The organism is Agarivorans sp. 2_MG-2023 (genome assembly GCF_030548085.1).
In the GTDB taxonomy this organism is placed as follows: domain Bacteria; phylum Pseudomonadota; class Gammaproteobacteria; order Enterobacterales; family Celerinatantimonadaceae; genus Agarivorans.
Map to the genome: position 1 here is coordinate 1 of NZ_JAUORQ010000019.1, position 22,275 is coordinate 22,275.

The following is a 22,275-nucleotide window of genomic DNA, read 5'->3' on the forward strand; positions in this document are numbered from 1 at the left end:
CTGCGCACCTGTTCCACCGCCAGGCGCCAAATACTAAGCCCGCTCAATGAGCGGGCTTTTTTATTGCCTGCGATTTATCGCTCGAGGCAAATAGCCACCATCAATATCTATCCCCATCCCTTATCCTCTTCTGTTTTATAAAGTGTCATACCGTCTTAAGCCTTTAGCTCAGTACTAGGTTACGTCGGTAGGAGCATCGAAGGATGTCTCTGATTAATTTAAGTCGAGGGGATTTTGGCGCAGGGCTAAAAGGTGTTATCCGTTAATAAGTGGCTTCATTAAATGCAAATAGTTGCCTAGTGGCATCGGACTAATTGTGGATCTATTGCGGGTTTTTTAGATTATCGTGAGGTAAGCATTGCCGGAATTGTAGAATTACTAGGCAAATAATATCCGGTTTGGGGTAATCAATGCCGATTATTAGTGCGGTTTAGTCGTTCAATAGAGATGTTGTGGCACTTAAAGCTGTATCGGCGGTTCTGAATTAAAATTTATATGATTTTATAAAAACATTATGAAATGCTGATGATTGGTTATTTTATGGCATTTAATTTGCATTTTTTAGGCTGCCCAACCAGAAGCGGCAAAAACGACGGAATGTTGTCGGTTGAGCAGAATTTTTTGTCATGTAGATGTTCGTAAGGATATGTTTCTACTGACGTTAGTGGCATTTGCTTTGCTATTTGTAGCCTAAGGCTTACTTAGGTAACTAATTATAACAATTGAGCTAAAAGCTCGAGCCTAAGTTAAAGCGAATGGAAGAAAGTGGTAAACGGAAACTAACGTAAGTAGGAATAGACCAATGATTTCCCGATTTTTAGTGTTATGCGGCACATTACTGTTGTCTGCATGTTCAACCATTGTCGACGGGGTAGAAAAAGTAGCTGACGATGTTCAAGAAAGAGAAGATCGTAACCAACGCCAAGTAACGGTGAGTACCGATAGTCGTTCTCCGATCCCTGACGACCCTTTTTATGCGCCAATTGAACCTAGCCCAGCAGCCGACCCAGTGATTGTTACGGGCTCTATGTTCAATAGTAATACCTCTCGCAGTTTATATAGCTATACGCCGCCTTTCGCCTTAGGCGATACCATTACAGTGATGCTTGAAGAAGAGGCAACGGCGACTAAGTCTGCTAGCTCAAACCTTGCCAAAGAAAATAGCTACAAACTTGACCCTGTGACTGTGCCTGGCGGATCGCTAACGATTAATGGCAAAGTTGTTGAACTCGAGATGAGCCAGAAACAAGACTTTGACGGAACCTCTGATGCTAACCAACGCCACCGCTTATCCGGTCGCATTACTGTATCGGTAGTAGACATACTGAATAACGGAAACTTGGTGGTTCGGGGTGAAAAGTGGTTGGTAATAAACAACGGCAAAGAGTACATGCGCTTTACTGGCATAGTGCGACCACTTGATGTTGGTGAAAACAACTCTATTGGTTCTTATCAAGTAGCCGATGCTCGAATCGAGTTTAGCGGTACCGGGGATCATGCTGACGTACAAACTCAAGGCTGGCTGTCGTCATTCTTGGGTGGAAGTATGTGGCCACTATAGGAAAAGCCAATGTCCTTATTTATTAGGGCTTTCTGCCTATGGGTAATGCTAGCGGGCGTTAACGCCCCTAGCTATGCCGTGTGGTTTGAAGGCGAAGGCCAAGCCAAGATTGTAGACGGCCAAGTGGATAAAGCGCGCCAACAAGCGATTCAAGATGCTTTGCTTACCCTGATGTATCGAGGTGGAGCAAGCGTAAAGTCGCTACAGATAGTGAAGTCAGGAGTATTAGAAACCGACGAGCTAACGGTGCGCACTAATGGCGAAGTTTATGACATGAAGCTGTTAGTAGAGACCATTGAAGACGATCAAATGACAGTCACGGTTGCGGCTGACATCTTTCCTCTTAATACCTGTGAAAAAGACAGTTATGCGAAAACGCTGTTTGTTGGGCCTTTTCAGCTACAAAAGCGCGAACATGCACAACTTGGTGGTATTTATCGTACCCCTGAGGAAGTATCTCAGCGCTTGTTTCACCGCTTCAAGTTAAAGAGCAAGCGAGTAGACGCACGGCATTTAATGACCCGACAAATCGCTTTTGACGGTCGTTACGCTAATGATATTGAGCCGCAAATGTTGAAGGTTGCGAGGAGTCTATCTTCGCAATACGACGTGCAATACATCTTGTTTGGCAAAATCAATGATATGTCTAGCTACAACGAAACAAGCACCAATTTATTGGGTATGAAGAGCACTGTTAAGCAGCGTAACTTTCAAGTGAAGTTATATGTGATAGACGGGATAAATGGCGAAACAATCTTACGTAAGAGCTATGGCTCTAATCGAGAATGGCCATTTGATGTCACCATGAAACTTGACGTAACAGGACAAACTTTTTGGTCTTCTGACTATGGCAACTTGATTGATTCTTACATCGACCAAGCGGTTGTAGACGTAGAGGATGCCCTGTATTGCCGCCAAAGTTTAGCCACTGTGGTGGGTTTATATAACGGACAGGTGGTGATTAATATTGGACAAACCAATGGCGTGCGCAAAGGTGACAAGTTTGAACTGGTGAGGCAGCAGTACTTGATGCACTTAGATGGCGGCTTGCGTGGCCCGATATTTAATGCAGACGATACTCAGTTAACGGTGATGTCGGTGCAATCAGACCGCGCAGTGTTAGCGACCAAGCGTTTTTCAGATATGGCAAACATTCAAATACGAGATGTGTTGGTGGCAGTGGACAACGATCCATTTGCGATTACCGACAGCTCACAGTGATATTCTAAAGGAACGGAACATGACAACATCTTATAGTTCTACGCCATTGGCTACTAATGACGTAGCCTACAAACCTAAGTTACTTGATGTCAGCAATCAGCAGCCTAGCGAAGTGAAAACTGATACCAGTTTTAGTCAAAAGCTAAAGCAAGCGCTCACTCCAGATAGCCAAAAAGAACCGGTAACGGAACAAGTTGCTAGCAGTGCCCAAACAGCGGGTGCGGTAGAAAATGGTGTGGGAATTACTGACATTGCCCCTGCTGCTATGGATATTGGTCTTGGTTTAGCCACCGGAAATCCCATTCAGGCTGGCTTGGCTGGAGCAGATTTAATGCAAACCGTATTGAAGGCTGATATTGAAAAGCAGTTCACTGAACTAGGACAAGGAATTGCTGCGGCCTTAGTGGCCGGATTGTCTGGTGATCCAAGTGCCACTCAGGTATTACCTACCGCTGAAGAACTTGCTGAGCAAGCGGCTTTAGCCAGCGCTGAAATAGTTAATGAAGGTGGTTTACAAGTGGCAGCCGCTAATCAGTCTGCGGCCGGCCTTATTGGCACTAGCCAAGAAGGTAAAAGCGTTCCTACCAAGGGGAGTGTGCCAAAAGCAATGTTAGAGGCACAAGCTAACATCAATGACGATGAGTTGTTAGATCCCAATAAACCAAAGGTTTAGCCGCAGTAAATACCCGGCCTATTTCCCTTTTAGGTCGGTAACCCTTCCAATACTTTGTGCTTCCTCTCCTTATTTCATAGGGTTTGTTATAATTGCTTGATGAAAAGCTTAGGGCTTGAATACTATTTTGTGCGTTAATTGCATATCATGGGCGCAGCTCAGTTGTTGATGTAAGGGATTATATGAAAACGATTTTTACACTGTTATTCGTCGTTAGTTTGTTGGCTTGTGGCGGCGGTGGTGGTGAATCTACAGTGGTAGACAATAGACCTAGCTACTCACTAAGTGGCACCGCGAATGTGCTTACCAACACCGTAGTTGATAGCGATGTGAACGACCCTAATGCGCTGTACTCGTCCAATAATACTGCTAGTACTGCTCAAGTTCTCCCTCCTATTGCGGTAGTAAGTGGCTATTTAGCTAGCCATTTTACCGGTGTTAGCGGTGACCGCTTTGCTAATATGAACGATTCGATAGATATCTATCGGGTTGATTTGGAAGCTGGGCAAACCTTGTTTTTGGAAATTGCTGATTGGGAAACAAGCAGTAATGATTTTGATCTTTCCCTATATAGGGTGAGTGACGAAACTGAAGTAGCTAGTTCAATCGGCACAAATAAAACAGAGCTTATCCAAGTGACGGTTAGTGATAGCTACTATGTAGTCGTTGATGCTTATCTTGATAATCAACTAAGATCACAAGGCCCTTATACTCTGCGTCTTATCGATCAAAACCAGCAAAATGTCCCTGAAAGTACTAGCTTAAGTACTCAACATGCATTCATGGTTGATGAAATGATTATTCAACGCAGTGAGCAACAGTTTAGAGCGACGAATAACGAAGATTACGGCCTTTCTTCTGTTGCTTCAGGACCAAGCATGAGCTTGTATCGTGCCGAAGAAAATCTAGCGGTTGCATTAGCGACTAGCGCTGATTCACCTAGCGGTTTAAAGCCAAGCAATAATGCAGAATACCTCGCTAAAAAACGTACCTTACTCAAGATTAAAGAATTGAAGTATCGCTTGGGCAGTGATGAGGTTACGCCAAACTACCTTTATCAAGCGAGCGCATTATCAAATGACCCCCTTGTTGAGCGACAATGGCATTATGAGCAAATTGGTTTAAGTGCCGCATGGCAAACCATGCAGGGACAAACCCAAAGCGATGTTGTAGTGGCCGTACTTGATACCGGGATGTTCGAGAATCATCCTGATTTAACTGATCAACTTACTACCGATGGCATGGATTTCATTTCTAATACCCAAATATCTTTAGATGGAGATGGCGTAGATACTGACCCTGAGGATCCTGGTGATAAAAGTGGAACGAATGGCAGCTCTTCTTGGCATGGTACCCATGTAGCAGGTACCGTTGCAGCGCGTACTAATAACTCTGTGGGTGTGGCCGGCGTTGCGCCAGACGCTAAAATAATGAACCTTCGGGTGCTTGGTTTTGGCGGAGGTACTACTTTTGATATCAGCCAAGCGGTGTTATACGCCGCCGGTTTAAGTAACTCGTCGGGTCGTTTACCGAACAAAGCCGCAGACGTTATCAATATGAGTTTAGGCGGAGGTGGCTTTGATTCAGCCTTTAACAAAGCTGTGCAAGACGCTGTTGCTCAAGGTGTTATCGTGGTTGCGGCAGCCGGGAACGAAAGTACCTCGCAACTGAGTTATCCAGCCGCTTTTGACAATGTGATTGGTGTCAGCGCTGTCGATGCTCGCAAACAACTTACCAGCTACTCAAACTACGGCACCTATATTGATATAGCAGCACCAGGTGGCAATAGCAGTGTCGATCTGAATGGTGACGGCTATGGTGATGGTGTTTACAGTACTTACGTTAATGAAAGTGGTAGTAACTTAAGTGCTAGCTACCAATACTTAAACGGTACTAGCATGGCCGCTCCCCATGTAGCTGGCGGCGTAGCGTTGATGAAGCAATTAAATCCACAGCTAAATACATCGAGCTTCTTATCTCTATTAGCAAACGGAAAGCTAAGTGATGATATTGGCGCCAGCGGCAAGGATTCCTCCTTTGGTTACGGCTTGTTTAACGCTGAGAAAGCGGTACAAAGTCAGCTAGATTTGCTTGACCCCGACCGCAGCTACTTGAGCTTAAGCATTAGTCAAATTAGCTTAAGTGCCCAAGAAAGCGAAGTAAGCTTCAATATTCAATCCATTGGCCCTAACGCACTTACCGTTACTCGTGTTGAAGAGCAAGCCGCTTGGCTTACCGTAGATTCTAGTGCAACTGATGGTAGTGGTTTAGGTAGTTATGTTATTGAAGCAAGCCGAGACGGCTTAAGTGACGGTAATTACAGCGCCGATATTACTATTACTGGGTCCGATAGTTCGCAGCATATTGTTGCAGTGTCTATGGTTGTTTCTACCCAGCAGGCCAGTGACAACGGTTTGGTTTACATACTGTTATTAGATAGCGAAACCAGTGAAACTAAATACACACAGCTGTCTTCCATGAGCAATGGTGTATTTAGCTTTAACTTTGCTGAAGTGCGAGAAGGAAGTTACCGTTTGTATGTGAGTACTGACCTCGATAACGATTATGTTATTTGTGATCAAGGCGAGTTATGTGGTGCTTATCCGGTACGTAACAACATCACCCCAGTTGAAGTGAGTTCTGACTTAAAGGAGCTTAGTTTAAGTGTGGAGCCTATCGTTACCGAAGACGTGAGTAACCGTGCGTTGCCTCTGAATATCTCTAAAAAATAACTTTTCTACACCTATCACCGCTAATATCCTAAAATCATTAGGGTATTAGCGATTCATGTATAACTGCGATTCTTGTCATACAATTTAGATAATTGATAAGCTAGTTGTGATATTTTGTTTAATAATATGTCTATTAGCAGGCAAATTAGTGCAAAGTCAGATCCAGCTCAATTACTTGAAAAGTAAAGCTTCGGGGAGTATTGGTTCCCAAGATGCGACAGGGCATAATTACATTGAATAAGCGTTGGTAAACACAGCTATGTAGTAAGGCTGAGTTTTTAGTAGAAAGGGGATTTGATGCTCGAATTAAGTTGTTTACGTTTATCTCAAGATAAACTTGCGGCATTAATTGAAATAACTCCACAGGAGACACATGTTAGTGTCACCGACGTTAAAGCATTAATTCTTCGTTCAAATTTTGGTGATTACTTTGTCGATCCAGAAGCGATTGACGATGCTGTAGCCAAGTTTGCCGAGCTACGTGAGTCGCCAGAGCTGATTGAGCAATGGGGTGAAACCTTTGTTAAGTTAGCTAATATTAGAAACGCTGAAATCACCATTGATGTGTCTGAAGACAAAATGGTAGCACGAGCCATGATCACTGCAGCCTACGCTGGAAATCCAATTTCTCAAGGGGAGTTGGTAAGTGCTATGCAAGAAGCTGGTGTGGTATTTGGTTTACAAAAACAACGTGCTTTGAACTTACTCGCTACTGCTAAACAAGCCGACCCAGGCGTAAAAACTAAGAAAGTGGTGGCTTTAGGCCGTCCTTCAGTCGATGGTGAAGATAGCCGCTTCGAACGCTTTGTTGCCACCCCAAAAGAGCGCCTACTTAAACCTAAAGAAACCGAAGATGGTCGCGTTGATATGCGAGACTTAGGCAACCTAGAAACGGTTGAACCTGAGGTTGAATTGATGCGCCGTCATCCACATACCGTTGGTCAAGCGGGTAAAAATGTTTGCGGTGAAGAGCTACCATTTAAACAAGGCCATGAGCAGCCGTTCACTGTGGGTGAAGGCACTAAAATTGCCCCTAATGACGCTAACTTATTGCTTGCTGATAGAACCGGATTACCACTAGAAATTGAAAATGGTATGAAGGTTGACGATGTATTATCCATTAAAAGCGTAGACGTGAGTTATGGACACGTAGATTTCGCTGGCAGTGTGTTAATCACCGGTAATGTTGGTGAAGGCATGAAGGTTAAAGCTACTGGTGATGTGCACATTAATGGCTTTGTAGAGTCGGCAGATATTACCGCCGGCGGCGATGTAGTGGTGGGTAAAGGTATTATTGGTCATCGCCTAATGGAAGGTGACGAAAACTTCTCTTGTAAGGTCAATGCAAAAGGCGAGCTGCACGCTACCTTTGTGCAATATTCACATATCGAAACGGTAAAAGACGTTACCATTACCAGTCAAATGCTCCACAGTAAAATTGAAACCGATGGCAAAGTTACGGTAAGTGATGCCGGTGGTTTGCGCGGCACCTTAGTTGGTGGTTCAATTGATGCTGGCGGAGAGATTAGCGCCGTAGTGTTGGGAGCAACAGCCGGTACCGCCACGCAGTTGCGTATATCAGGTGAGTTTGAAGGTATTCAAGACGAGCGCCGTAGCCTTAACAATATCAAACATAACCTACATCAAAAGCTCAGCAAGGTGCTTGATGCACAAATGAGGTTGAGCTCTACCAAGCAAGAAGACCGCGAAGAGGGCACGGCAGAAAAGCTGTCTGCCACTATGCACCATACTCGCCAAGAGCTTGTACAGATTGATTTTGCCTTGGACTACAATCAGCAAATGGAAGACGAGTTTTTTGCTAATGCTCGGCTTACTGTTAAGAAAGAGCTGCACCCCAATGTGCGTCTCGACATTGTTGGCCAAAAGCTGTTTACTAATCGTGAGTACGGACCCACCGAAACTCAATATGAAAACGGAAAAATTAGTTTTGTTCCGTTAATGCCAGGGAAAAAATAGCCATCAATTTTCCCTCCATATAGTGTGTTATAAATGAGGGAATAATAATGAACTGGCAATCTATCGCGCGACAGCCGTTAGGCTTTTTCCCTACCCCAATGCATAGCTTACCGAGCTTATCGGCGCACCTAGCCGGCCCGCAAATCTATATTAAGCGTGATGACTTAAGTGGATTAGCCCTAGGTGGTAATAAAGTCCGCAAGTTAGAGTTTTTGCTAGGTGAAGCGCTGCAACAGAAAGCTGATTGCATAATCAGTGCTGGAGCCGCTCAATCTAATCATTGCCGACAAACTGCAGCCGCTGCCGCTAAGCTCAATTTACCCTGCTATTTACTATTAGGTGGCAAAGCCCCAGAACATGCCCAAGGTAATGTATTGCTTGATAAACTGTTTGGCGCGACGGTTATTTGGACAGGTGAACAAAGAAAGGGCGAAGGTATAGCAGCACTCGAGGTTCAGCTTAAAAGCAAAGGCTTAAGACCCTATGTGGTGCCTTATGGTGGCTCCGACGCGATTGGCTGTTTAGGTTTTGCTGCTGCTTTAGAAGAGCTATTGCAACAGCAAAGCGATATTGAAGAGATTGTATTTGCTTCAAGCTCTGGCGCGACCCATGCAGGCTTAATGTTAGCGAAAGCTTACTTAAACTCATCGATCCAGTTGCGCGGGATTAATATCGATAAGGCCAACCATCGCGCTCAACATTTCGGCCAAACCATTGCTGATTTGGCTAATAGCGCGAGTAAACAATTTAGCCTTGATTCTCAATTTAGCGCCAGAGACGTTTGTTTAGATGATGAATATCTTGGTGAAGGTTATGCAGTGTTAGGGGATGCTGAGCGAGAGGCCATTATGTTACTGGCCGAGACCGAAGGGATACTATTAGATCCGGTTTATACCGCCAAAGCGATGGCGGGGCTAATTGCTCGAGTACGGCAAGGGAAATACTCCTCCCAGCAAAAAATACTGTTTTGGCATACCGGTGGAACCCCCGCCTTGTTTGCCTACGCTAAGCAGTTACTAAGCTAAACTAAGCTATTAAGCATAGTGAGTTTATAGTATTCATAAATCGAACACATTTTGAGGGCGTATTATGGAATCAGGAATGCATACACTGAGTGATTTGTTTGAACAGCTAGGCTTAGATCCTTCGATTAATGGGATTGCTCAATTTGTTACCGACAAGGGGCCAATTGCTGCTGGAGTGGTATTACATAAAGCCAGTTTTTGGACTCCCACCCAGGCGAGTTTTTTGGCTGAAGCGGTTGAGCAAGACGCTGATTGGGCTGAGTTAGTTGATCAGCTGGATAATATGCTGCGCTAGATTTAGCTTTTTGGTCGCCGCACGTTCTCAATCGCATTTAAAGCCTGTTCTAAGGCCGTGCTAAAGTTAAACTGCTGGGCATTATGGTCTTTAGCTTGGCAAACACCACTTACGAAGCGGACATGTTGTGATGTTTGTTTGTAGCACTGAGGCTTAATTTTTACAGATTGATTCAAAGGCTATCCTTAGCGTTTGCTTATTTTTCGCTGCCATAATGTTCAATGGCGTATTTAATCATGGCAACGCTGCTGTCTAAATCCAATTTACGACGGATTTTTAAAGTGTGAGTTTCCACGGTTCTAATACTAATCGATAAACTATCAGCGATTTTTTTGTTACCGCAACCAGTGGCTAGCAGGCGCAGTACTTGCTGCTCACGTTTGGTTAAGCTTACTGTGCTGGAGCTGCTCTCATTATCAAACAGCATGTTGGATACACCGGCACTGATGTAGCGGCCACCATTGGCTATTGCTTCCAACGCGCTGATCAGCTCGCTGGAGGCAATATCTTTCAGTAAATATCCTTTGGCTCCATTACGCATCGCGTTCTGCACATACTCTTTATTGTCGTGCATGCTAAGCATCACCACTTTGCTGTTTGGACATTGTTCTGCCAACGCTTCTAGCAGCTGAATACCATTTAACTTAGGCATGTTTATATCGGTAAGCACAATGTCTGGGCAAAGTTGCTGCGCCATACTTAAGGCTTGCTCCCCATCTGCCGCAGTGCCTACAACATTAAAGCCGGGGTTGGCTTCTAGTCGCATTTTTAGTCCGTCTTGAACTAAGGGGTGATCGTCTACCAATAGAATACTGGTCATGCAGTTTGCTCTTGAATAGCCTTAACAGCTGTTTCAACTTCTAGCAGTGGTACTTTAATCGTTATCAGTGTCCCTTCTCCTAATTGACTGTCTACGTCTACGTGGCCGTCGATATGGGCAATGCGTTCAAAAATATTGCGTAAGCCAAGGCCGCTGCTGGCCAGTTCTGGTCGTCGAGTGAGCTCTTTAATAGAGTGGCGGCGTACTCTTTTACCCATCTCAAAACCAATACCATTGTCTCTGATCTTCATCACTAAGGTTTTTGCATGCTGGTTTAACACTATGTCCACGGTGTCGGCTTGTGCATGCTTTTCCACGTTCTGCAGTGCTTCTTGAGTGATGCGATAAAAGGTGGTTTCAACCGTAGACGGTATATTTAGGTTATCAATGTCGCACTCTAAAAACACATCTATTCCTGTACGGTGTTCAAACTCTTGGCAAAAACCGCCTAATGCGGCCGCTAAACCCAGGTCATCTAACACGCTGGGGCGTAAATCTTTAGAGATACGACGAATTTCGCCAATGGCTTCATTAATGGTACCTAGGCCTTGATTAAGGCTGGCGGCTACCGAAGCTGGTGTATTGTTACATTCGGTGGCGCTTTCTAGGCGATACTTAATAGAGACCAGTAGTTGGTTAATGCCATCGTGAAGCTCGCGCGATACACGCTGGCGTTCTTGTTCTTGCGAATCAATAATCCGCTGGGTAAGTTCTTTTAGCTTTTTGTCTGCTAGTTTATGCTCCGAAATATTTAAAGATGCCCCTAAAAAAGCGATTAAAATCCCTGAAATAGTGGTAATGATAAATAACCAGATAAAGGTTCTATTAATGTTCTCTTGAGTTTGCATTTCCAGCTTGGCGAGCTCTACATCCACATCATCTAAATATACGCCAGTACCAAACATCCATTGCCATTTGTCTAGCATCACCACGTAACCAAGCTTTTGAACGCGTTTTCCAGTGCTGGGTTTTTCCCATAAGTAATTACTAAAGCCGCCGCCAGCCTTGGCTTGGGCAATTAAGTCTTGGATTAGATGAGTGCCCTCAGAGTCTTCAAAATCCCAGAGGTTCTGACCGACTAACTCGGGTTGGATTGGATGAACTAAATTCACCCCTTTTAAGGTGTAGGCAAAAAAGTAGCCGTCTTCGGCAAAGCGCAGGCGATTTAGTAGTTCCCGTACTTGATGTTTAGCGTGCTCGTCATCGGCGGCTGCGGGTTCGTAAATGTCGCGAATGCTGGCAAAAGCTTGGTCGATATGGTTTTGCAGCTCTAGGGTTTTACTGCGCATGATGTTTTCTTTGATCAGCGCCAGCTGTTGGTCGGTAAGAATCGAAGATTGTTTAAAAACCAGGGTAGCAATTAGCGCAGTAACACAAACTAGAGGAACAATTGATAACAAGATAATTTTAAACTTGAGGGACCACATCTCGTGACGGCCTAACAAAGAGAATGTTAACTATATGTTAATCTATGCTATTTCCTAAAAATAGTGATCTAGCTCTCACTCCTACCAAAGTCTAGCGTGTACGTGATCTTACGTAGAAAAAAACCGTGCTTTAGCGGATAGGTTTTATTGTAACAAGTCGCTAACATTAAAGGTGACCATTAAGCAGTTGGTTTACATCTAGAACATTTAACCAACAATGGAAAATAACAACGAAAGGGAGAACAACATGCTTAAGTCCCTCTGCAGTAAAACTCTGCTGGCTTCTGCTATTATCGCGTTTAGTTCGGCAGCTGTTTCAGCCGATAAAGTGTACAAACTAAAACTGGCTGAAACTTGGGGCCCTAACTTCCCCGTTTTTGGTGATGCGGTGAAAAACATGGTGAAAATGGCCGACGAAATGTCGAATGGTCGTTTAAAGATCCGTGTTGACTCTTCGAACAAACACAAAGCACCATTCGGTGTTTTTGATCTAGTAAAAAGTGGCCAGTATGACCTAGGCCATACAGCGTCTTACTACTACAAAGGTAAAGTGCCTAATACCCTTTACTTCACTACCATGCCATTTGGTATGAATGCACCAGAGCAACACGCTTGGTTGCAATATGGTGGTGGTCAAGACTTGATGAACCAAGTTTATGCTGACCACAACTTAGTGCCGTTCCCTGGTGGTAACACAGGGGTGCAAATGGGTGGTTGGTTCCGTAAAGAAATCAACTCGGTGGGTGATTTAGAAAACCTGAAAATGCGTATCCCGGGTTTCGCCGGCGAAGTATTGGCTAAGCTAGGTGCTACGCCAGTGAATATTCCGCCGGGTGAGCTTTACACCGCACTTGAGCGCAACACTATTGATGCGTTGGAATGGGTAGGCCCTTCGTTAGATTTGCGCATGGGCTTTCATAAAATTGCCCCTTACTACTACATGGGGTGGCACGAGCCAGCCACCGAGCTGATGTTTATTGCTAACAAGAAAAAGTTAGAAAAAATGCCAGCGGACTTACAAGCTATTTTGGCTGTAGCAATGCGTAAAGCTGCCTACGACATGTATATACACTCTTATGCAGAAAGCGCTAAAAACTGGCAAACCATGTTGCAAGAGTTCCCTGATATTCAGGTGAAAACTTTCCCACCAGAAGTCATCAAAGCGCTTAAAACGGCTAACGATGATTTGTTAAAAGAGAAAGCAGCAGCTGACCCAATGGCCGCTAAAATCATTGAGTCTCAACAGCAGTACATGCAACAAGTTCGCGCTTATACCGCGATTTCAGAACAAGGTTACTTAAACAGTACCGAAGGTTTGTAGAGCATAGTTGGAGCCGCAGAGTATTGCGGCTCCATCAGCTAAACCAGAATAAGCAAGTGGATTGCTTGGGAGGCTAGGGATGTTGCGTTTGCAACGAGCAGTAGATGGATTCTCCAAGGCCATAGCAGGTCTAACAGCGGTACTGATGCTGTTAATGTTGGTAAACATCTTTTATGACGTGATCATGCGTTACTTTTTTCGCTCCAGCTCAATTGGTATGCAAGAGCTAGAGTGGCATTTATTTGCAGCAATGTTTTTATTAGGTATTGCTTCTACTTTGCAGGCCGAGGGGCATGTTCGTGTAGACATTATTTATGACAAGTTGTCGAGTCGCAAACGCGCCTGGATAGACAGCTTGGGTGTAGTATTTTTTCTGTTTCCCTTTTGTGGATTAATTGCTTGGTATGGCTACGACTTTGCCTTGGAATCTTACAATTTGGGTGAAACCAGTGGTGACCCTGGTGGCTTGCCCTATCGTTGGATCATCAAATCAATGATTCCCATCTCCGCGATATGTTTAGCTGTAAGTGGCTTTGGCATGTTGCTTAAAAATCTTATTCAGCTGCGAAATACCGCCTAGCTCGTAATAACAAAAAGGAAGTTGTCATGATTGGGATAGTCATGTTTTTCGTGGCCTTGCTAATGCTGCTTACTGGTTTTCCGGTAGCCTTTATCTTTGGTGGTGTCGCGCTGGTTTTTGGCGTATTTGCAGAAGGCATAGACCTGTTTGCCTTTATGCCGTATCGCATAATGAGCATTATGCAAAACTCGGTGTTAATGGCGGTACCGTTGTTCATCTTCATGGGCATTGTATTGCAGAAAACCCGTTTGGCTGAGCAACTGTTAGAAGCGATGGGCCAACTGTTTGGCCGGGTTCGTGGTGGTTTGGCGGTATCTACCATTTTAGTGGGCGCTTTGTTGGCTGCCTCTACTGGAGTGGTGGGTGCGTCGGTTGTCGCCATGGGCGTAATCTCGTTGCCAGTGATGCTTAAATATAAATATGACAAGCGTTTAGCCTCTGGGGTCATTTGTGCTTCGGGCACGCTTGGACAAATTATTCCTCCTTCTATCATCTTGATTATTTTGGGTGATGTAATGGGGGTGCCGGTGGGCGATTTGTTTAAAGCTGCGCTATTGCCTGGTGCTGTATTGGTGGGCGCGTTCATACTTTATGTACTAGGGGTTTCTTACTTTAAACCAGAATCAGCCCCTGCTTTACCTAAAGACGAAGCTGCTGGTCATGGTGTGCAACCATGTTGGAATGCCTTTAAGGCCATCGCTCCGCCATTAGCGTTAATGATTGCAGTATTAGGGTCTATTTTCTACGGTATAGCTACACCAACTGAGTCATCAGCAATTGGTGGCATTGGCGCGATTATTCTATCGATTATTTACCGTCAGTTTTCTTGGAAAATTGTTTACGAAGCATCAATTGAGACAGTAAAAGTCACCTCAATGGTATTTGCTATCTTTATTGGTGCAACGGCCTTCTCGATGGTGTTTTCTTATACCGGCGGCGAAGAAGTGATTGAAGAAGTGATGACCAGCCTTCCGGGTGAGAAATGGGGCTTCTTAATCTTAACCATGATTGTGATTTTGATTCTGGGCTTTTTTATCGACTTCGTAGAAATCTCATTTATTGTGGTGCCAATGTTGTACCCAGTGGCTGAGTTACTTGGCATCGATTTAACGTGGTTTGCTATTTTGATTGCGATGAACTTACAAACCTCGTTCCTTACGCCGCCCTTTGGGTTTAGTTTATTTTACCTAAAAGGGGTGGCGCCGCCCGAGGTTCAAACCACCGACATCTATAAGGGAGTGGTTCCCTTTATTATCTTACAAATAATGGTGTTAGCGTCGATATTGGTATTCCCTGAGTTTTATGGCTTTGGTATGTAGAACCATCAATTAAACCATCAATTAAACCATTGGGTAAACCTTTGTAGAGTAATAAAAAAGAGGCCAAATAGGCCTCTTTTTTGTATCTAGTGGCTAGCCTTACAGTTTGAAGCTGCCCACCAACTCAGCCAGCTTATCAGCCAGTTGCTTGAGTGACTTACTGGCTTCCGACAACTCAGCTGCAGTGTCGGTAGCTTCTTGAGTGCTAAGGTTAATTTCTTCTACGTTACCATTTAGCTCACTAACGACCGATGACTGCTCCTCGGTGGCGGTGGCCACTTGAATATTCATATCCGAAATCAAGGTGACTCGATTAGAAATTTCTTGCAAGGCGGAATAAGCGTGACCGGCTTCTTCAGCGCCTTGGGTACTCATTCCACTGCTCTGTTCAATGGCGTTTACTGCTCGGGCCGCTTGTTCTTGCAGGTTGTTAATCATCTGCTGAATCTCGTCTGTAGACTCGGCAGTTCGCCCAGCTAAGCTACGCACTTCATCGGCAACTACCGCAAATCCTCGCCCTTGCTCTCCCGCTCTGGCTGCTTCAATAGCGGCGTTTAGTGCCAACAAGTTAGTTTGGTCAGAAATACCTCGAATAACGTCTAAGATGCTGCCAATAGATTGGCTGCTTTCGGCGAGTGACGCGACAACGGTGGCTACTTGTTGCATCTCTTCGGCCAAGTGCATGATGTTGTCACGCGCTTTAAGTACTACCTGTTGGCCTTTATCTGATTCTTTCTCTGCATCTTGCGCGGCATCGGCGGCTTGCGAGGCGTTGTTGGCAATTTCATTTACCGTCGAACCCATTTGATTGATGGCGGTAGCCACTTGGGTTACTCGATCTTGCTGGTGCTGGGTGTTCTCTAAAGTTCGCTGAGATTGGCTTGCCACAGAGCGAGAAGCTTCACCGAGGTGGTCGCCAGTTTCAGCTACAGAGCTTACTGAACGGTGAATTTTTTCAATAAAGCTATTAAAGCCCATCGCCAGTTTCGCCATTTCATCTTTGTTGTCGGCATCTAACCGCTGGCGTAAATCGCCTTCACCTTCACCTAAATCTTGAAAAACGTCGGCAAGTTTAGCGATGGGGCGAGTAATGGTACCTGCCAGCCACACTGCGACCAGTAAGAAAATGCCAATAACAATGAGAGTGGTCACTATCATGTAATAACGAGATTGATACAGCTCTTCAAATACCTCGTCTTTAGGTACCTGTGCAATCAAGTACCAGTCCATGGATTCAATATAACTTGAGCCTAGAAATAGCTGTTTACCTTGGTGGTTCACTTCAACCAAACTAAAGCCTTGTTTATTAAACAGCGAACTGGTGGCGTCGCCAAACTCTTGGGCGAGTGACACCTTTCCTACGAGCTCTTTATTACGATGTAAACGAATCATACCTTCGCCGTCACTAAGGAAAACAAAGCCACTTTCTTCGATTTTAAAACTGTCGAGAAAGGCGATCATCTCATCCATTGGTTTAGATACACCAGACATGGTGTGGCCATTCACCTGTTGGTAGTTTAGAAACAATTTGGTTTCTTCTGTGGTGGAGGAATATACGCTGACCATGGTTTCTTTGCCTGAGTCACGAAAGGCAAAAAACCAGCTGTCTCGATCAGGGTTCAATTGGCGTAAAAATCCTTTTTGATTCCAGTAGTTGGCGGTTTTTCGGTTAGAAACCGAGGCATCAGCTAGGCCATATTGTTCTTTTAAACGCCCCAGCATTTCAATCAATTGAGTTTCTGAATTTGGCTTGGTTGATTTTAGGGTGCGCTCTTCAACAAAAACATTGTTTGCTAGTTGTTCGGCTGATTGCAGCAGCACGGTCACTTCTTTGTCGATTCTATTACGGATTTGTTTAAGTAAGGCTGGTAGCTCGTTGTTTACCATTCTGTTTTCGATAATGGTTTGTGCTTGGCGCTGGCTAACCAGACCAATAATACTGGTAGACGCAAGCACGGCTAATACGATGGTGATGGTGAGTTTTTTACGAATGGTAAGTTGGTTAAAGAACATTATCCCTCCTAGGATCGCCAAAAGGCAGCAGCTAGCACAGCTATTGAGAAACGATGAAAAGCTGGCCTAATTATTAGGTCAGCTAAACATCTAAATTCGAATTGTTACAATGAGTAACTTAATAAGTGTAGTTAAAAAGAAGTACGTTTGTAGTGGCGATACTCAGGCTTCCAAAAGCTCGCTTCAATGGCTTGCATCAGCACTTCATCGCTGGTTTTTACCGCAAGTTGTTGTTGCATAGCAGTGGTAGCTACAGCGTAGGCAATGTGTTTACTAACAAGCTGAATTTCTTCTAATGGCGGCAATAACGCTCCTTCGCCATCGTTGGCTAGTGGCGAGCATTCGGCCAACGCTCGGCTACTGGCTATCAGCATTTCATCGCTCACGCGGGTGGCTTGGCAAGCCAGTACACCTAAGCCAATACCTGGGAAGATATAGCTATTGTTACATTGGGCAATGGGAAAGGTTTGTTCGCCTAGCTTTACTGGTGGGAATGGACTGCCAGTAGCGACTAAGGCTTGGCCATTGGTCCAGCGGAGTATATCTTCAGGCAGCGCTTCCACACGGCTGGTGGGGTTAGAAAGCGGCAACACTATAGGTTTAGAACAATGCTGATGCATGCTTTCAATGACTTGTTGGGTAAACACTCCTGGTGCACCCGACACACCAATAAGCACCGTGGGTTTGCCATTTTCAACGACGTCGAGTAATGACAAGCTGTCTGAGTTTAAGCCCCATTGCTGCTGAAGTTGGGCTGGTTGTGCCAAGGCTTGCTGAAAATCTAGTAAATTGGGCATGTTGTCTTGTAATAAGCCCCAGCGATCTACCATGAAAATTTGGCTACGAGCTTGAGCTTCGCTAATGCCTTCCTCGACCATTGCTCTAATAATAGCTTCGGCAATACCACAGCCCGCTGATCCTGAACCTACAAAGGTGACGCGTTGTTCAGCAAGGCTAGAACCAGCAGCTTTACAAGCTGCTAATAGTGAACCCACGGTAACTGCCGCTGTGCCTTGGATATCATCGTTAAAGCAACAAAATTGCTCTTTATAGCGTTGTAGCAAGGGCATAGCATTCTTCTGAGCAAAGTCTTCAAACTGAATAAGCGCATCAGGCCAGCGCACTTTTACCGCTTGCATAAATAGCTCTACAAACTCATCGTATTCGGTGCCACTAATTCGCTCATGGCGCCAGCCCATGTACATTGGGTCGTTAAGCAACTGTTGGTTGTCGGTGCCTACATCTAGCACTATTGGTAGCGTATACGCTGGGCTAATGCCGCCACAGGCTGTATATAAAGAGAGCTTACCAATGGGAATGCCCATTCCGCCAATGCCTTGGTCGCCCAAACCAAGAATACGTTCACCATCGGTAACAACAATGATCTTCACATTATGACGGGTGGCGTTGTTTAGCAGTTCATCGATACGGTGACGGTTTGGATAAGAAATAAATAAGCCCCGTGAGCGGCGGTAAATATTAGAGAATTGCTCACAGGCTGCACCCACAGTAGGGGTGTAAATAATCGGCATCATTTCGCTAATATGATCTTCAACTAAGCGGTAAAACAAGGTCTCGTTAGTATCTTGAATGTTCCGAAGGTAAATATGGCGATCTAAATCGTTAGTGAAGCTTTGATATTGTAAATAAGCGCGCTCTGTTTGCTCATCAATACTTTCGATGTTTTCTGGCAGTAGCCCTTCTAAGTTAAAGAAAATACGCTCTTCTTGATTAAAGGCGCTGCCTTTATTTAACAGTGGAGTTTCAAGTAAAGCGGGACCAGCATAAGGAATGTAGAGCGGGCGTTTTTTATCATCCATGTGATTAGATCTTTAACTAGGGCAAACAAGAGAGGTATTTTTTCACAAATTTGGTGTTAGGTCATGCTGAAATGTTGGGGAAATGTTGAATCTAGGTGGCCCAGAAATAGGCCAGCCGGCACCGCTAACAGATAGGAGGGGCGTAACGCCTAACAGATGAGGTATTACCGCCCGGGCATCTAGAAGCGACAACCGACTTAATATAACTATAAAACAGCAGGTGAAAAACGCTAGTGTTATGTTTAAATTATGTTAACTAAATGTTTGTTTTGTGGCTAAGTGATTGAATTAAGCTACAGCGGCAAATGTTAAATTTAGCGGAATATGAGAAAGATTGATGCACTACGTGGACCCTAATTGCCATTATGCAGAGCATAATGGCAATTAGCTTAAATGTTAAAGATGTTGCAGCTCTAAGCGAAGGTAAGCAACCAGTAGCTCTGCAAAGCCTTGGTAAAATCCACCCTTACTGACTTTGCTTAGCGCCTCTAGCCATTGCGGTAGCCACGATAACAAGTGTTGCTGAATAAACTCGGCTTGTTGTTGCGGGTTATCATCTTCGCGCATGATGAGATTACCTAGATAATCTAACTGAATGGCAAGATGATCTGCGGGTTCGTTAAATTCAGGATCTACTCGCAGACCTTGTGCAACCAGCAATGCGAGCATTTGCTCATGCGGCTCTTGATACATCAACTTACTGCTAGATAAATAAATAGACGCGTAAGGTGGTGCACCAACTTTGCTGTCACTCAGAAACTGTTGGCAAAAATCTGCTGCTAATTCCAGCTCTGGGTGTTGCAGCGCCATACATTTAGCAAGATTGTTATTGATCAACTTCACCGCTGGGCTTAGCTCAGCGGTGTCGGCTAATTGTTTCAATAACTGCGCGCCTTCACCAGTGGTGTAGGCAGCTAATTGTTGCTTATCTAGCTCTTTGGTGAACACCGTAGCAAACCACCAGTAGATGCTGGCACGGGTTTCGTTTTCTTCGCTAATATTTGGCGTTTCTATCATTTACGCCATCTCCTTAGGGCCGCCGAATGAGGTAACCGCTGGAGCTTTACCTTCAAACTTCTCGTATTGCACTAAACAAGTATTTGCGCTGGTGGCTTGAGCTAATTGCGAGCTACCGATGTCCATGGTTAAGGTATTAGGATCGCCATAGGTATCGAGCGCACCAATGCTCTCATCCACAGGGCCGTACCACGCACCTTCTTGCAAGCGGGCTACGCCTTTGGCGTAATCCTCTGATACCACCGCTCCAGCTAATAGTTGGCCGCGCTTATTAAATACGCGCACTAAGTCGCCATCGTTAATGCCACGTTTCTTGGCATCTTCTGGATTGATGTACAGTGGCTCTCTGCCTTGAACAGCATAAGTTGCACGGAATTCCTCAGAGTCACACATTTGTGAGTGCAAGCGTTTGTCGGGGTGACAAGACTGCAGCCAAATAGGAAACTCTTCTGAGCCAGGGCCACCATGAGAGCGTTCGGCTTTTTCGAACCACATTGGGTGGCCTTGGCAATCGTCATAACCGTAGCGGTCAATCTTACGGCTGAATATTTCAATAAAGCCTGATGGTGTCCCTAAGGCATTAATCTCTGGGTCTTCGCGGAACGCCGCTTGGCGTGTCCAGTTAGGCCCTTTGCCAAAGTCTACCCAGCCTTCTTTCCAGAAGGTCATGAAATCTGGCATATCAAACTTGCCTTTGTTGGCTGCGGCACACTCATCATAGAGTTGTTTAACCCAGTCCATTTCACTCTTGCCTTGGGTATATTCTTTGCTTTTGCCAAAGCGCTGAGTCAGCAAGGTGAAAATTTCAAAGTCAGTTTTAGATTGGTACAGCGGGTCTACCAGCTTATGCATGGCAATAATGCCGCGGTTACTATAGGAGCCGTAGAGATCAATATCGTTACGTTCCCATTGGGTACAAGCCGGTAAAACAATGTCGGAGAAGCGGCAGCTGGCTGTCCAAGTGAAGTCTATCGACACCACTGTTTCTAGCTTATGGAAAGCTTTCTTCATGCGGTTGCGATCTTGGTGGTGATGCCATGGGTTACACCCTGAGAACACCATCATTTTTATATCTGGCAAGGTGATTTTAGCGCCGTTAGCGTTAATCACTTTACCCGGGTCCAGAATCGCATCAATCCAACGTGCTACCGGAATTGTGCTGCTATAACCTTTGAAATCTTGGTTCATATGAACCCGTTCATTAGGCTTGTCTGGATTACGCGGGAAGGCACCTGGGCTGGCTGCGCCAGTAGACGGTACACCAATTGAGCTGTAGTGGTGAGCGTAAGAAACGCCGCCACCCGGTAAGCCAATTTGACCTAACATTGCGGCTATTACCGCGCCCATCCAATAAGGTTGTTCGCCGTGTTGTTGGCGTTGAATACACCAGCCAAAAATTAGCTGAGTGCGGTCACTCGCCAGCAAGCGAGCAAATTCGCGAATGTCTTCGGCAGGTACGCCACAAATAGCTTCGGCCCATTCTGGTGTTTTCTCTACCTTGTCTTTGCTCTCACCGGTGACATAAGGAATAAACTCTTCAAACCCTAAGGCATAGGTACTGAGGAATTTTTTGTCGTAAAGCTCTTCTTTGTACAAGGTATGCGCAATTGCCAGCATGAACGGCACGTCGGCCTGCGGGTTCACGTATTGTTGCTCACAGTCTAAATACTTTTGAGTTTTGGTGCGCACTGGGTCAACACTAATTACTCTAATTTGTTTGTTGGCGACTTTGTCTTTCAACTGTTCAAGGTATTCAAAAGACTCGTGGGTTTCACATGCCCAACCTACTTGCAGGTTTTTCACCAAGTCGGTGGCCCACAAAACGATGGTTTTACTGTTGTCGAGGATCAGTGGCCAAGAGGTCCCCTGTGCGTAAACTTCGGTGGTTCCTAGTACGTAAGGCATAATGGTTTGCCCTGCACCAGTCGAGTAGTCACCCACTTTGTTTACCGAGAAGCCGTGCATGGATACCGCGCGCTGCATGTGGTTACCACAGGAGTGTACTTGTCCCGTTTGGCGCCAGCCAGTTTGGCCAGCATGCAGTGCCCACGGCCCGTAATCTTTTTGCACACGCTCGAGTTCTTGATAAAACAGATCTAATGCTTCATCCCAGGTGACCCGAATAAAGCGATTGTCACCACGCTGAGTGGTGTCACTTTTATTGCGTTTTAGGTACCAGTCGTAGCGCACCATTGGGTAACGAATACGTGATGGACTATAGATGATTCCCTTAATACCGTTAAGCATGTCGGTAGGGTATTTATCAGCTTCAAATGCTTTAATCTCTTGCACTTTACCGCCATACACTCGAGCTCTAAATGCGCCCCAGTGAGAGCCGGATACTTTCCAAGTACCAGCTGTTTCAGCGGCAGCTGCATCGTTAGCTACTGCCAATAAACTTGGGCCGATCAAAGTACTAGCGCTGGTGGCTAAGATGCCTTTGAGAAAACCGCGACGAGTAATTGCCATGTTAA

General features: G+C 45.1%; 17 protein-coding genes. 10 read left to right on the forward strand and 7 right to left on the reverse strand.

Translation table 11 applies throughout. The annotated features are described in order from the left end of the window. Positions 1–802: 802 nt before the first annotated feature. The 7 genes from Q4549_RS20230 (at position 803) to Q4549_RS20260 (ending at position 9,484) form a co-directional block, all read left to right on the forward strand. Positions 803–1,561: a flagellar basal body L-ring protein FlgH gene (locus Q4549_RS20230; protein ID WP_137674175.1), complete on the forward strand. Its 759-nt coding sequence runs from the start codon at positions 803–805 to the stop codon at positions 1,559–1,561. 9 nt (positions 1,562–1,570) lie between these two features. After that, entirely contained in the window at positions 1,571–2,782 is a 1,212-nt protein-coding gene (locus Q4549_RS20235; RefSeq protein ID WP_303554190.1) for a flagellar assembly protein T N-terminal domain-containing protein, read from the forward strand. A 19-nt stretch (positions 2,783–2,801) separates the two neighbouring features. After that, the gene (locus tag Q4549_RS20240) at positions 2,802–3,455 is read left to right on the forward strand and encodes a hypothetical protein (protein ID WP_303554192.1); all 654 of its coding nucleotides are present in this window, start codon (positions 2,802–2,804) and stop codon (positions 3,453–3,455) included. Positions 3,456–3,637: 182 nt separating this feature from the next. Then, entirely contained in the window at positions 3,638–6,187 is a 2,550-nt protein-coding gene (locus Q4549_RS20245; protein ID WP_303554194.1) for a S8 family peptidase, read from the forward strand. A 297-nt stretch (positions 6,188–6,484) separates the two neighbouring features. After that, positions 6,485–8,164, forward strand: a complete 1,680-nt coding sequence (locus Q4549_RS20250) for a DUF342 domain-containing protein (protein ID WP_303554196.1) — start codon at positions 6,485–6,487, stop codon at positions 8,162–8,164. A gap of 47 nt (positions 8,165–8,211) precedes the next feature. Then, positions 8,212–9,189 (forward strand): D-cysteine desulfhydrase family protein, encoded by a 978-nt coding sequence (locus Q4549_RS20255; protein WP_303554198.1) that lies wholly within the window; start codon positions 8,212–8,214, stop codon positions 9,187–9,189. Positions 9,190–9,265: 76 nt separating this feature from the next. Beyond that, positions 9,266–9,484 carry a DUF2789 family protein gene (locus Q4549_RS20260; protein WP_235836237.1) on the forward strand — a complete coding sequence of 73 codons (219 nt, stop codon included), beginning with the start codon at positions 9,266–9,268 and terminating at the stop codon, positions 9,482–9,484. A gap of 2 nt (positions 9,485–9,486) precedes the next feature. On the opposite strand, the gene Q4549_RS20265 is transcribed toward Q4549_RS20260, so the two are convergent. Genes Q4549_RS20265 through Q4549_RS20275 form a run of 3 tightly spaced genes read right to left on the reverse strand, consistent with a single transcriptional unit; the run spans position 9,487 to position 11,731 of the window. Further along, positions 9,487–9,660 carry a hypothetical protein gene (locus Q4549_RS20265; protein ID WP_303554200.1) on the reverse strand — a complete coding sequence of 58 codons (174 nt, stop codon included), beginning with the start codon at positions 9,658–9,660 and terminating at the stop codon, positions 9,487–9,489. Positions 9,661–9,680: 20 nt separating this feature from the next. Continuing rightward, entirely contained in the window at positions 9,681–10,304 is a 624-nt protein-coding gene (locus tag Q4549_RS20270) for a response regulator transcription factor (RefSeq protein WP_303554202.1), read from the reverse strand. Further along, positions 10,301–11,731 carry a cache domain-containing protein gene (locus tag Q4549_RS20275; RefSeq protein WP_303511317.1) on the reverse strand — a complete coding sequence of 477 codons (1,431 nt, stop codon included), beginning with the start codon at positions 11,729–11,731 and terminating at the stop codon, positions 10,301–10,303. The genes Q4549_RS20270 and Q4549_RS20275 overlap by 4 nt, the downstream gene beginning before the upstream one ends. Before the next feature lie 247 nt (positions 11,732–11,978). Here Q4549_RS20275 and Q4549_RS20280 point away from each other — a divergent pair, with 247 nt between their 5' ends. The 3 genes from Q4549_RS20280 (at position 11,979) to Q4549_RS20290 (ending at position 14,951) form a co-directional block, all read left to right on the forward strand. Next, positions 11,979–13,052: a TRAP transporter substrate-binding protein gene (locus Q4549_RS20280; RefSeq protein ID WP_137674167.1), complete on the forward strand. Its 1,074-nt coding sequence runs from the start codon at positions 11,979–11,981 to the stop codon at positions 13,050–13,052. A 79-nt stretch (positions 13,053–13,131) separates the two neighbouring features. Next, positions 13,132–13,632 (forward strand): TRAP transporter small permease subunit, encoded by a 501-nt coding sequence (locus tag Q4549_RS20285; protein ID WP_303511320.1) that lies wholly within the window; start codon positions 13,132–13,134, stop codon positions 13,630–13,632. Positions 13,633–13,658: 26 nt separating this feature from the next. Continuing rightward, a complete protein-coding gene (locus Q4549_RS20290) occupies positions 13,659–14,951 on the forward strand; it encodes a TRAP transporter large permease subunit (RefSeq protein WP_137674165.1) in 1,293 nt (430 codons plus the stop codon). A 99-nt stretch (positions 14,952–15,050) separates the two neighbouring features. Here the strand turns inward: Q4549_RS20290 and Q4549_RS20295 are convergent, their stop codons facing one another. The 4 genes from Q4549_RS20295 to torA form a co-directional block, all read right to left on the reverse strand. Next, a complete protein-coding gene (locus Q4549_RS20295; protein WP_303511322.1) occupies positions 15,051–16,964 on the reverse strand; it encodes a methyl-accepting chemotaxis protein in 1,914 nt (637 codons plus the stop codon). 131 nt (positions 16,965–17,095) lie between these two features. Then, entirely contained in the window at positions 17,096–18,784 is a 1,689-nt protein-coding gene (locus Q4549_RS20300) for an NAD-dependent malic enzyme (RefSeq protein ID WP_303554204.1), read from the reverse strand. Positions 18,785–19,180: 396 nt separating this feature from the next. Beyond that, positions 19,181–19,801: a molecular chaperone TorD gene (gene torD / locus Q4549_RS20305; protein WP_303554206.1), complete on the reverse strand. Its 621-nt coding sequence runs from the start codon at positions 19,799–19,801 to the stop codon at positions 19,181–19,183. Then, positions 19,802–22,270, reverse strand: a complete 2,469-nt coding sequence (torA, locus tag Q4549_RS20310; protein ID WP_303554208.1) for a trimethylamine-N-oxide reductase TorA — start codon at positions 22,268–22,270, stop codon at positions 19,802–19,804. It abuts the gene before it with no gap. Between the last annotated feature and the right edge of the window lie 5 nt (positions 22,271–22,275).